This is a genomic window from Colwellia psychrerythraea 34H (assembly GCF_000012325.1).
Taxonomy (GTDB): domain Bacteria; phylum Pseudomonadota; class Gammaproteobacteria; order Enterobacterales; family Alteromonadaceae; genus Colwellia; species Colwellia psychrerythraea_A.
This window is the reverse complement of record NC_003910.7, coordinates 3,257,884-3,270,238: the sequence shown is the minus strand read 5'-3', so window position 1 is coordinate 3,270,238 and position 12,355 is coordinate 3,257,884. Positions and strand designations below refer to the sequence as shown.

The 12,355-nt window shown below is 35.6% G+C and carries 18 protein-coding genes; all 18 read right to left on the bottom strand.

Annotated features, from left to right (window positions below; translation table 11 throughout):
- Positions 1-154 precede the first annotated feature (154 nt).
- The gene (locus tag CPS_RS14035; protein ID WP_011043919.1) at positions 155-550 is read right to left on the bottom strand and encodes an ACT domain-containing protein; all 396 of its coding nucleotides are present in this window, start codon (positions 548-550) and stop codon (positions 155-157) included.
- Positions 551-669: 119 nt separating this feature from the next.
- Positions 670-1,089, bottom strand: a complete 420-nt coding sequence (locus CPS_RS14030; protein ID WP_011043918.1) for a hypothetical protein — start codon at positions 1,087-1,089, stop codon at positions 670-672.
- 121 nt (positions 1,090-1,210) lie between these two features.
- Positions 1,211-2,059, bottom strand: a complete 849-nt coding sequence (gene folD / locus CPS_RS14025; protein ID WP_011043917.1) for a bifunctional methylenetetrahydrofolate dehydrogenase/methenyltetrahydrofolate cyclohydrolase FolD — start codon at positions 2,057-2,059, stop codon at positions 1,211-1,213.
- Positions 2,060-2,199: 140 nt separating this feature from the next.
- Positions 2,200-2,799 (bottom strand): nucleotidyltransferase family protein, encoded by a 600-nt coding sequence (locus CPS_RS14020; RefSeq protein WP_011043916.1) that lies wholly within the window; start codon positions 2,797-2,799, stop codon positions 2,200-2,202.
- 124 nt (positions 2,800-2,923) lie between these two features.
- Positions 2,924-3,502 (bottom strand): uracil-DNA glycosylase family protein, encoded by a 579-nt coding sequence (locus CPS_RS14015; RefSeq protein WP_011043915.1) that lies wholly within the window; start codon positions 3,500-3,502, stop codon positions 2,924-2,926.
- A 133-nt stretch (positions 3,503-3,635) separates the two neighbouring features.
- Positions 3,636-4,310, bottom strand: coding sequence for a haloacid dehalogenase type II (locus tag CPS_RS14010; RefSeq protein WP_011043914.1), 675 nt, complete (start codon positions 4,308-4,310; stop codon positions 3,636-3,638).
- A 106-nt stretch (positions 4,311-4,416) separates the two neighbouring features.
- Entirely contained in the window at positions 4,417-4,839 is a 423-nt protein-coding gene (locus tag CPS_RS14005; protein WP_011043913.1) for a GNAT family N-acetyltransferase, read from the bottom strand.
- A gap of 73 nt (positions 4,840-4,912) precedes the next feature.
- Positions 4,913-5,248 carry a Rap1a/Tai family immunity protein gene (locus CPS_RS14000; RefSeq protein WP_011043912.1) on the bottom strand — a complete coding sequence of 112 codons (336 nt, stop codon included), beginning with the start codon at positions 5,246-5,248 and terminating at the stop codon, positions 4,913-4,915.
- Between the two features lie 450 nt (positions 5,249-5,698).
- Positions 5,699-5,998, bottom strand: coding sequence for a hypothetical protein (locus CPS_RS13990; protein WP_011043910.1), 300 nt, complete (start codon positions 5,996-5,998; stop codon positions 5,699-5,701).
- A gap of 111 nt (positions 5,999-6,109) precedes the next feature.
- Positions 6,110-6,481 carry an energy transducer TonB gene (locus tag CPS_RS13985; RefSeq protein ID WP_011043909.1) on the bottom strand — a complete coding sequence of 124 codons (372 nt, stop codon included), beginning with the start codon at positions 6,479-6,481 and terminating at the stop codon, positions 6,110-6,112.
- 790 nt (positions 6,482-7,271) lie between these two features.
- Positions 7,272-7,508, bottom strand: a complete 237-nt coding sequence (locus CPS_RS13975; protein ID WP_041737048.1) for a hypothetical protein — start codon at positions 7,506-7,508, stop codon at positions 7,272-7,274.
- Between the two features lie 47 nt (positions 7,509-7,555).
- Positions 7,556-8,748 (bottom strand): IS3-like element ISCps9 family transposase gene (locus tag CPS_RS23445; RefSeq protein WP_076611770.1). Its coding sequence is split into 2 segments (ribosomal slippage): positions 7,556-8,440 and positions 8,443-8,748, totalling 1,191 coding nucleotides; the frame shifts between segments, so codons are not numbered across the junction.
- Between the two features lie 78 nt (positions 8,749-8,826).
- Entirely contained in the window at positions 8,827-9,177 is a 351-nt protein-coding gene (locus CPS_RS13960) for a hypothetical protein (protein ID WP_138140294.1), read from the bottom strand.
- 43 nt (positions 9,178-9,220) lie between these two features.
- On the bottom strand, positions 9,221-9,454 hold the full coding sequence (locus CPS_RS13955; RefSeq protein ID WP_041737046.1) for a hypothetical protein: 234 nt from the start codon (positions 9,452-9,454) through the stop codon (positions 9,221-9,223).
- Positions 9,455-9,658: 204 nt separating this feature from the next.
- Positions 9,659-9,937, bottom strand: a complete 279-nt coding sequence (locus CPS_RS13950; RefSeq protein ID WP_011043904.1) for a hypothetical protein — start codon at positions 9,935-9,937, stop codon at positions 9,659-9,661.
- 82 nt (positions 9,938-10,019) lie between these two features.
- Positions 10,020-10,418 carry a hypothetical protein gene (locus CPS_RS13945; protein ID WP_138140293.1) on the bottom strand — a complete coding sequence of 133 codons (399 nt, stop codon included), beginning with the start codon at positions 10,416-10,418 and terminating at the stop codon, positions 10,020-10,022.
- A 274-nt stretch (positions 10,419-10,692) separates the two neighbouring features.
- Entirely contained in the window at positions 10,693-11,484 is a 792-nt protein-coding gene (locus CPS_RS13940) for a PhzF family phenazine biosynthesis protein (RefSeq protein ID WP_011043902.1), read from the bottom strand.
- A gap of 127 nt (positions 11,485-11,611) precedes the next feature.
- Complete coding sequence (locus tag CPS_RS13935; protein ID WP_011043901.1) at positions 11,612-12,355, bottom strand: metallophosphoesterase family protein; 744 nt, start codon at positions 12,353-12,355, stop codon at positions 11,612-11,614.

Below are 12,355 nucleotides of genomic sequence, written 5' to 3'. Positions count from 1 at the left end.
GATCAATAAATTAGTCCGATTGGTATAATACGACTGATAGTAAATTTTTTCACAAAACCTCAGATAAATATAATGCTGTTAACTCACTGATAATACTTGGCTAAAATAGTAAAAAATGAACTAAGCCAAGTTGGAATTCTGTCTGTTTTTCGTGTTAGCTACAAAATTCATTTAAGACTTTCATTGCTAACTCAGCCTTGTCTGTTTGAACAAAGATATGGTCGTGATAATAAGCGGCTATTACATTCGCGCTTATATTATTAGCGGCTAACTTACCTGAAACTGCTGCAGTGAGACCAACCGCATCAAGACTTGAATGTATGGTTAAGGTAATACCTCTAAATACGGACTCAAATGGAAGTTGGTTAGCAAGTGCCATCTCTTTCGATATGACTATCGTTAATCCTTCTGATTCACGAAAAGACGCTAATGGCGATAAGGCATTGAAATCAAGATAATCACCTTGAACTGAGCAAAACACATATTCACCTGCCATCAAGTTAGGTGACATCGAGGCCAACAGCGTATCTAAATTGATTTCACCAGTCATGTAAATATCCTTTGTTGTTATGCCCTTATATTGGGCTAAATATTGCCGAGCAAAATTTGAGGGACGAATACAGATATCTGTATTTTATCCATTTTTTAGATTACTCGATCACACCTTGCTTATAAACTTGCCCATTGCTGTTTCAAGCCAATGAGGTGAATAAGACCAAAACCTAAACAAATCAATGAACTCCACACCCAAAATTCAGGAGAACGGCCCATAGGTGAACTAATGAAAAAGAAACCAGCAATACCGCGAACGAAATAAATTAGAGTAATCAGAATCAGGGCTAAACGGATTAATGGTAAGCGAAAAGTAATACCTGCTGCAGAAAATGCATAAAGCGACCAGAGAGAGAGAACAAGCACAATACCACTGGTGATTAAGGTAGGTTGAATACTACCTCGCTCAGCAAGAACAGCCATTTTCTCTCCGGCACCGAAGAAACGATACCAAGGAGCACCAAAATAAATGCAACCAATATGGATAATGGCGACTATCGCATTTAAGGTACCTGCAATAACTAAAAATCCATTCATATTCTGATAGAACCTCCGTGTTATCTAACGCTTATTTAAGCGGAAAAAAATAGCTGGTTATTCGTCAATGATGAAAGTTAAGCAACTATCTTTGTCTATTTCAATAATTTTTTAGTCTGCATTATTGTGCTAATTTTAACTCACATGCTTCAACAGTCTGATAGATCAACGTATTTATTGTCATTGGCCCTACACCTCCAGGTACAGGAGTATATGCCTTAACACGACTCATAAGGGGCTGTAACTCAATGTCTCCGATACCACCTTCATGATACCCAGCATCTATCACTACGGCATCATCTTTAATCCAATCAGCTTTGATGAATTCAGGCTTACCGACAGCGCCTACAACGATATCAGCAGTCTTGATGATTTTATCAAGACCAACTGTTTTTGAATGACAAATAGTAACCGTGCAGTTTTTATTAAGCAGCATCATTGCCATTGGTTTGCCAAGAATAGGGCTTCTACCAACGACAACAGCATGTTTACCTTCTAGTTGAATATCATATGCCTCTAAAATTCGAATTATTCCTTTTGGCGTAGCGCTGCCATAAGAGGTTTCATTCATTGCCATACGACCAAAACCCCAACAAGTTACCCCGTCAACATCTTTAGATAAATCTATGGAATCAAAGCACTGTCTTTCATTAATTTGTGGAGGCACAGGGTGCTGTAAAAGAATGCCATGAATATTTGGATTGGCATTTAGTTTTGCAATTTCAGCTAATAGCTCTTCTGTCGTTGTTTCTTCAGACATTTCAACTTTCAACGAGTCCATACCAACTCGGGTACAAGCATTCGACTTCATTTTTACATAGGTTGCCGAAGAAGGATCATTTCCCACTAGAATTGTGGCTAAGATAGGAACGGCACCATTACTCAATTCCTTAAGGCGTGCAACTCTTGAGCGCAAATCTTCTTCAGACTTTTTAGTAACGCTTTTCCCATCTAGAATCAATGCTGACATATATACAATCCTTAACTACTACGTTATTTGTTTAAAAACTAACACCCAAATAATGGGCAAAATTCAGGTAACTAGAATAAGCGACACAGAAGAAAAAGCCAAATATATTTTATCCTTATTTAACAGTTTGTTATGAAAAATTACCAGTTTTCTACTGATAGTTTAGGCCACTGTTCTTTCCATTTTATCGCTTTGCCTTCGTAAATGGTTTGGTTTACCAAAATTTTATTTGGTCTCACCCTAAGAGAAAACATATCTTGGAATCCAAAAGGAGCTATAAACTCTAATTGGCCTTTGTTCATCCGCATCGCCATACACGCACCAATAACAGGCCAAGTAGATATTGATTCTTGAACACTATGATATCGAGCTTTCGGTATACCAAAACGCTCTTCATACCATAAATGTACTCTAGCAATATTTTTGACATCGAATGGAATATTCATCTCAGAGAGAGATTCAGTTAACGCTTGAATATAGCTATTTTCTGACTGCCAACTTAAATCATTCTCGTCCCAATATAAGACATCAATATCCTTTATAAATGTATTGAAATCATAGCCATGAATTACATTCCATACATTTTGAAATATAATGCCAGCACCTACCCATGCGTTGGGAAGGTGATTGATTTTCTCTAATATCTGGGGCATTCCATCAATTGTCATTACAAATTCAGACAATAAAGCTATCTGTTCATCGAGAGACAGATGTTGACCATTTAATAATTTTTTTTTCATATAAAGGTAAGTCTATTTTAAGTTGAAGACACCTCATTAAGAGGCTAATAATTGGTAGCTAAAATGTTAAATGACGAAACTAAAGCAACTGTTCTGTCTGGTTTAAAGTAAGTCTTATTAGATACTATTTTAATGATTCTCGAATGCGACTTCGAAGCACTGGCAGTAATTCTATCTCAAACCATGGATTCTTCTTAAGCCAAATGTTATTCCTAGGGCTAGGGTGAGGAAGAGGAATGATATTTGGCCAATAGGTTTCCCACGATTTGACCAAATCAGTGACCGAAGCGTTCTTTAAGCCCATATGATATTTTTGTGCATAACTGCCAAGCACAATAGTGACCTCTATTTGCTTGAGGTGGGCGAGTATTTTCTCTCTCCAAGCTGGCGCGCACTCTTTTCGCGGCGCAAGATCGCCTGTTTTTCCGGATCCAGGAAAGCAAAAACCCATAGGTAAAATAGCAACCTTTTCTGGATCATAAAACTCTTCTCGTGATAACCCCAGCCACTCACGTAAACGTTTACCGCTTGCATCGTCAAAAGGCACACCTGATGTATGAACCTTCAGACCAGGAGCTTGACCAGCAATCAATATCTTTGCCTTCGGGTGAACCTGTAGAACAGGTCGTACTCCATGTTCTAGTTGAGAAGCACAAATGGTGCAGCGTCTTACTTCGTTAAGTAGAGTGGAAAAATCTGACATTTGTATCTCAATGCCTCATTAAGAAGCTAAATGTTAAGGCTAAATTATAGCTGAGTTGACAAGTCTACTGTCTTTAAAGACTTATTGATAACTAAGGGGGTGGTTTCGTGTTAAGTGCTTCTAGTGTTGTAATTTAATCATCTTTTTCGATAATTAGTTTTACGATATCTTCCATTGTTGTCGCATATATATCAGGTTGGCGGTACAGCGGATGATAAACAGCACCTGAACGATTAATGTAAGCCGCTCTCATTTCTACAGACAAAGCGCCATGAGTGTCCCAATCATGAGTAGCGACAAGCCTCAAAGACTCCAGTGGTTGATTTAATCGTTTAGCCGCAAATTTATAGACAGTAGGATCAGGCTTAAAGCTACCTGTTTCCTCGACTGAAATAATATCGTCAAAGTATTCCTTTAAACCTGCATTGGTAATTTGAGTCGATATTAAATTAAGAGATGAATTTGAAAAAGCGACAGTGCGAAAACCGGCAGACTTTAACTGAGCTAGCGCTGGCTTAATATCATTGTGAGGGGGCAGGTTAGCAAAACCAGCAAGAATATCATCACGCGCTGCCTTAGACAGCTTTATACTCATGCGAGCGGCAATCGATTCAAGCATAGTACCCGCTAAAGTAGCAAAATCAGTCTTTACGCTTGTCATGATACAAACGGTAGATGAGTGCAAAAGCATAGAAAACCATGTTGCCATCACGCTTTCATCACCAAAAGTAGCTTTGAATTTGGGTTTTAATGCACTGAGATTAAGTACCGTCTCATTTATATCAAACAATATTATAGTTCGTTTCATTACAACCTCATCATTTTTTCATAGAAAAAAGTATTTAATATAATGCTTATCTTGATATTTTAATAGGGAACCAAGCTCCTATCAAAGGAATAAACATTACGTCGAGTTACGTTGAATTTTTCTGGTATAAAATAACTTCCATTTTGTAATAGGGTACGTCTGCTTTATAGAAACGCTCACTAGATGCTTGCATACCAAAGCGCTCATAAAAGGGTATAGCTGATTCTCTCGCATCACACCAAAATATTTCTATGCAGTTATTTCTTAACGTTTGAATAATATGTTCCAACATTTTGGAGCCAATTCCTTGATTTTGATATCGGGTATCGGTAGCAAATTTACGTAAACGAGCACTGTTTGAAGTTAAATAAATAGAAGCGACACAAATAAGTAATCCGTCAATAAACACACCAAAATGTGATGCGTCTAAATCTCCCTTTACATGGCAATATTCAGGCGGTTCATTTGGCCATAATACACTCTGACGAAGTGGTATAGTTTGTTTCCAAGAAATAGCTCTAATTTCCATTTACTTTTAACCTCATTAATTAATACAACGCCTCAGCATCAAACAGCTGTAAATTATCCGTTTGAATATCTTATTAGCTTTTTGGTGTAAACGTGCATGAGTATTTTGGAATAAGTGCTTCAACAATTAAATCACTACCAGAGGCATTAAGTTTTTCAGGATTATTAGCGAGGTAATTTATTACGATATCTAATAAGGGGGTTAACTCATTTGGTGGAACATCTACACATAAGTTATTTTGTTTATTTGAATCAATAACTCCAACTACATACCCTACAAATTGCAGATGGGCATTTTCGCTAACTGGAGCAACAGACATTGATTTCAATAAATTACCATCAATATAACTGGCACTCGCCGAAGAAATAAAAAGGCTGAATGAAATAATAGTAAGAAAGATATTTCGCATTAAAAGTTCCTGTAATCGATTGAATAGGGTAAGCAAAGGTTAGATTTATAGGCTAAATATGATTAACTAAATTGTTGAGGAATAAAAAAGCCAATTGCTCTCTGTCATATCAACTAGCTTATAATGACTTATTTTTACGTAGTGTTATTTGTTTAATAAGTTGAACAATACAACCCAATAAAAAGTACCCTACAAATTGGCCAGAAAGAAAAAGTATCATTTTTGGCGCAAAATAAGTTTCTTCACTAAAAAAACGTAGAGTGAATATAGCAGGAGAAACTAATACTTTATATCCTGGTAATGATATTGGGACCATGTAGTAATTAAATAAAAAAGCACATAATCCAATTGCCATTCCGGCAAATCCCCATATGGAGGAAAGTTTAAAATTTAACACTACTCTATCGACTCATCATAATGCCCAAATAAAAGGGGGATATTTGTTAACTGTTATACGTAAATATATTGCACAACTAATCCAATCACAACAAATACAAAACCGAATAGTTGAATTATTAAGTCAACTTTACGACAATTTTTTTCAGGTTTTTTAGCAAAAGAAAGTTTTTGGGTAAAAAATTTTGAGGGGAGAAAACGGATACTTGAATAACCCATACAACAAAAACCAATGGCTAATAAAAAATTAGATGGCATTGATTGATAAATACCTGAAATGAAATTAGATATTGCGATTGAAAAGAAGAATAAACTCGGCCAATGAATTTCTTTTTTAATGACTACTTGAGACATTTGATAATCCTTTACAGATAAACCTCTCATCAAAAGGCTAGCAATAGTAAGCTAAAATGTTAAACGAAGCGAAACCAAGGGTTGCGCATTATGTTGATTAGTGATGATATTTTAATATATATCAAATACAACTTTCGTTGTAACTATTACCGGGGCCTTAATTAAATTGGTTTCAGTATTTATATATGTTGTTCGTTTTAACAACTTAAGTGCAATTTTATTCCATGCGTCACTAGGAGTAGAATTGACAACCTTTAGATTAAAAACCTTACCGTTTGAATCAATAAGGTAGTTTATAAATACTGTGCCATTTTCACTTGGTAGTTTACCGGAAGATGCTTTAAAGGAAATTCCACCATCTTTTGCTATCCAATATTTAGATAGCTCAGGTTCCTTTATTTCAATGGCTGGTTGTATAAGGTATTGGGATTGGCAACCAATTAATACAGAACTAAAAAATAACGATAATGCTAAATGTTTCATATAACTTCCTTGTAAAATATAACGCCACCTTAAGTGACAGATAATCGATGGCTAAAATGTTGAGGACCAAAAAAAGTTAACTGTTTTGTATCCTTATTTATTAGCTTTCAAGTGTACATTAGGCACATCATCAATCTTCTTTATCAAATAAATGCCAAGGAATAAAAACGCAGATAATAATAATCATAAATATCGCACCTTCCTTGAATCTAGATAAACTAAATTGATCGAGGTTATCACTTATTAAAAGGTGAGTACCAATCAATAAACCTAAAGCAATTAAGAAAGCTCTAAATTTAATATCTCGTTTTAAGTAACTCAGACAATTCCACAAACCTAAACTTTCCTTGTACACATGAACTCCAAATAGCAGACCAAGTAATTGTTGGCTAAAATTTTAAGTATCATTGAAGCCGAACGCTGCTTTACAGCAAGCCATGAATTTGAGTCGTTTATATAAAACTGATTTAGCGAAAATATAAACAGTCGTTATAAAACCTAGGGGGAGTTAAGCGAAGTGCACTAAATCCATTTAGGCAAAAACAGTGTAACCAAAAATACAAAATATTTTATGTTTCTAAAATACCACAAAAGGAAACAGAAACAAGGACCACACTATAAATAAAATGTCGAAGCGATAAAGGCTAATCATTTGAATAGATGGCCTGCATTAATGGCTACTTTAAGCGGAAAAATAGTTGGCTAAAAGGTTATCGCAATGAAAACATACATCTATGTTATTACGTTTGAAATTCTTGTTAGCTCAGTTACCAGTAACACTTTCTATTTTTTATCTCTTATTTTCTGGAGAGGCCGAATATAACCATCCAAAAAACTTCTTAAATGGATAGAGCACTAAAGCAAAAATAATAAAGCTTATTAACCCAGGAACAATATCAAATGAACTAATAAAGAAACTATAATTTATTTCATAGCCACTCATAGTGGATCCAGTCAAAATACTAGCAAATACAGCTGACATATCACCAGCAAAACTAGAACGGGCTTCCTTAATATTTAATTGCATAAAACCTGATCTTTGATCTTCCCCCGATAAAGTGGACACCATCCACTTTAATTCACCGCCAATTCAAACTCAGCAGGTGTTTTATATCCTAAACTTGAATGCAATCGTTGTCTATTGTAAAAATAGTTCATGTAACCTTTTAATTTTGAATGTAATTTATCAGTAGTCGCGAAGACATTCCCTCTGATTAAATCAGCTTTTAATGAATGAAAAAATGATTCAACTTCAGCATTATCAGTACAACAACCTGGACGGTTCATACTCGCCGTAATGTTATGTTTAACTAAGAACTGCTGCACTACATGTGCTCGATATTCAGCGCCTCTGTCAGTATGAAATAACAAGGGTTGTGTCGGTTTACGCTTCTTTATTGCTAGCTGCAGCGCTTTCAGTGTCAGCGCTGTTGATTTGTTCTGACCAAAAGCCCAACCAATGATACGACGTGAAAATAAATCTAATACAACGGCTAAGTAATACCAGCGCGATCCTACTTTCAGGTACGTAATATCTCCCGACCATTGCTGATTGATAGCATCAGGCTTACTTATGTTTTTACGATTGTTTTTGATCGCTTTATAAAAGAACTTCACCTTAGCTGGCCTGCTATAAGTCTTGAGCGCTCTAGCGCGTAAGCCATTTTCTCGCATCAACCGTGCAACACGCTTCTCACTCGTTGTAATACCTTCACGCTTTAATGCATGAAATACGCGTGGGCTGCCGTAGGTTTGATGATTGTTATTAAAGACTTGTTTGATATTTAAAAGTAAATCCGCATCATTAATAGCACGCATTGAACGTGGACGTCGTCGCCATGCATAAAAGCCACTACGAGAGACATCAAGCCATGAGCAAAGGTATTTAACACCTAAGGCTTCTTTGTGTTTTTCGATGAATCCAAATCGCTCTGATGGACTTCCGCCAGATACCGTTGCCACTTTTTTAGTAAATCATTTTCCATTTTTAAACGGTCGTTTTCTTTTTGCAGCTGTTTAATTTTATTTAGTTCTTTCTTTGTGGGGATTTTACTCATGAGTTCACTATTGCTCTGATAGTGTTGGTTTTTTTTAAACTTCCCTTCTCGGTATTCTTTACGCCAACGGCTTAGCATTAACGGGTGAATATCCAACGCTTGAGCAACATCCTTAGATAACATGTCGTTTCGTAAGCTTAGCTCGACAGCTTTAATTTTGAAATTAACAGGGTAAAACCACGTCTTTTTAGGTTGGGTATATCTAGGCATTTTAGCCTCCTCAATGTTATGAGGAGGTGTCCACTAAAACGGGGGAACTTCACTTCCCCCGTTAAAACGCTTGTTATACTACCTTGCGATTATTTTATGTAAAAAAATCATTAACAAGGCAGCAAGTATTGTTGCAATAATGTCACTTAAATCAAAAAACATTGAAGTCCAGTATTGCTCTATTTCATAAGTTAATGCCCCCGCGGTAACTATTAAAACAGACTTATTCAATTTTTTAATGTTTGGTAGGACCATTGGAATAACAGATAAGATTCCAAATAAATATAAAAAACTTGGAGCAGAACCTAGAAATGTATCCAAAAGGTTATTAATACCAAAAAGATCAGTTCGCATTTGCTGCACTATAATTGCCAGAATTGTACATATAATAAAGCTAGCAATATAGAATTTATTCCCTCTGAACGACATACCTACTCCTTGGTAAATTAATGCCTTGTTATATAAATTTGACTCACAATTCATCTAAAGGATCATATGATTTTTTCTCTTTGCGAACACATTCTTTTTGAGATTTTCCTACCATATCAGAACACTTAACCGCTTCTTTAACGTCTGCCTTAGTTGTTTTATCTTCTAAGGTTTTAAGTGTTGCGGCCATAACATATACGGCTGCATCGGTAGCGCTGCACTTGCTGGTGTTGTGAGGGGTATTAGCATTTGGGTTTTGGTGTTTTTGTGAATCCATACAGCTTGAGCTGACGGGAGTAACACACCCACTTAAATTTGCGAGTATAAAAACATAGATAAGCCATCGAAACATATATATTCATCCTGAATGTTGAGTTTGAATAATGTCCAGTTAATGTTCGATTAATAGGCATAAATCAGTTAGCTAAAGTGTGGAAGAACTTAACAGCCAACGGGTTTACTTCTTATTTATTAGCTTTAATTAGTCACTCTTATTGCAGTCGAAAACGCCACTGTCTACTGTAAAATACGTTGCGCCACCAACAATAAGGGCAGCAATAGGATTTAAAGTAGCAAAACCTGTAACTCCCAATGTTAATAATGATGTATTTACTGGATCAATTTTACTGCATTCATTCGAATTGTTTTGTGAATAATTAGTTTCGGGTACTTTAGCATTGCTTTGGAATGAAGAGCTTGAACTACAACCACTGATTAGAGATAGACATACTGTTAACAGATATTTATTTTTATTACACATGAATTTATTCCTTTAAATTGCCAGGCTAATTATTAGCTCATGTAGATAGAAAAACTTTAACTCCTTGTTATATTAACATTAATTAGTGGCTAACAAAATTGCCATAGAGTTTACTTCTGACAGGTCGTTTAACCAAATAAATAGCGCCATTATCCCTCATTTCTTTAATTTTGGTAAAGGGAATATATTCGGGTAGTAGCATAAAATAATCATCATTACTTAAATCACCATACTGAATGCTATTTACCACAGAATATTGCCATTGATAGAAAAAACTTCCATAAACTATGGCTACGTTATCATCACTAACACGTACAACCTTAGCTAATTTATATTTGTTTTTTCGTTCTAATTTATCACTGAGTAATCTGAAGTCTAAGAAATAAATATCATTCACTTTGGGGGTTAAAATCAGGACCGATGTTTCTGTTTGCTCAGCGGTATGCTGCTCATATCTTTCGTATCCAAAATATATAATCACAAGCAAGCAGCTCAATAACACGAGTTTATTTAAAGATATTGATAACTTGGGTATTATTTGTTGTAGCTTGAAGGCATGTGGCACTTTAATTATTCCTTTTAAAGTTAAATGTGTTTAATTGAACTACTGAAGTTGACTTAAACTCCAATGCTTAAGTGCAATATAATGCCCAAATAACAGGCTAAATAATAGTTGGCTAATATTGGGTAGCGAAGCGAAACGTAGCCAACTGTTACGTGTCCTTGTTGACCTTCTTGTCATAAAGTAAGAACGACTAAACTTCAATGGTACCTTTTAAATACTGCACAGCTTTACCTAAAAGATAAACCTTATTATCTGCAACATTGCATATTATTTTACCGCCGCGTTTAGACGCCTGATATGCAATTAGTTTAGATTTATTCAGCTTTTCTGCCCAATAAGGAGCTAAACCCGTATGGATAGAGCCTGTAACAGGGTCTTCATCACCTCCATTCGCTGGCCAGAAATAACGAGAAACAAAATCATAATCGTTTGATTTAGAGGTGACAACAACATCATGTGGAGCGAGTTGCTTTAATAACTCATTATCTGGAACGACTGAAGTCACATCAATCTCTTTCTCATAAACAACAAAGTATGCTTGGTTATTTAATAAAACTTCCATCGGCTTGATTGAAAGGCCATTTAATAATGCTACTGGTATATCGCTAATACTTTCAGGTGGTCTACTTGGGAACTCCATTTGAATATAACCACTATCCATTTTCGTAACAGATAAATCACCTACCGCTTCAGCGTAAAAATTAATATTTAGTAGATTATCGTTTTTAGCAAAAATGACGAATGAAGATGCTAATGTGGCATGGCCACAAAAATCAATTTCAGTGATAGGAGAAAACCAACGAATTTCATAATTGTGAATATCAATTTTTTTAACATAAGCGGTTTCTGAAAGATTATTCTCAATAGCAATAGACTGCATAAGTTCATCAGATAGCCAGTCGGTTGTAATAATTACTGCTGCTGAATTTCCTTTAAACGCAACATCTGTGAATGCGTCAATAATGTTGATTTCTAATTCCATTTGAGAATTTGCTCCTTAGGGATGTTTGATTTTTAACGCTTACATAAGTGTAAAGTTATAGTTGGCTAACATAGGTTAACGGAGTGAACAAAAAGCCTACTGTATTTTGTCCTTCTTGCAATTATTATTATATTCGCCGTCCAGTTGTTAAAAAATGAACCCAATCCATTCTATTTCGTTTTTCACATTCTGCAACAGCGAGCTTTACATCATAAGGTACTCTTATATGTTTAATATTCCAGTTATCTTCAGTTTTCTCTACTATGGAATATGATGCCATCGAACTGAAATTTTCCATTGAATGAACAATTGGCTCATCATCTGTGTATGCCTGCAAACCTACGCTGCCAGGGTTTATGATTGTTTGCCCTGTAGTTAAAGAAACAGTTCTAGGAGTATGTGTATGACCACAACATATAAGTGTAGAGTTTTGACCGTTTAGAAGTTTTATTATTTCGCTATCAGAACGTAAACGAGCATAGCCAAGCTCAACATTTTCGAGTAGATAGGTTAAGTCATCGTCAGGTGTGCCGTGGCATAAATATACATCAGCGTTTAATTGAGCATCAAACGGCAATGATTTCATCCAAGTAATTGGCTCATCGCCAAGATCGTCAATGATAAATTTCATTGTCGGATTTGAAGCAAGTTCTGCTGCTGTCGCCTCAAATATCTGGCGATCTTGATTCCCACAGATGGTAACTATTTCATATTGCATTAATAGTTCATAAGTCGCTTTAGGTGCAATAGGACCATAAAGAATGTCACCTAGATTTACCATCAAATCAACGGAATGTTTTTTTGCGTCAGCAATCACTGCCTCTAATGCAAATACATTACTGTGAATATCAGATAATACTGCAAACTTCAT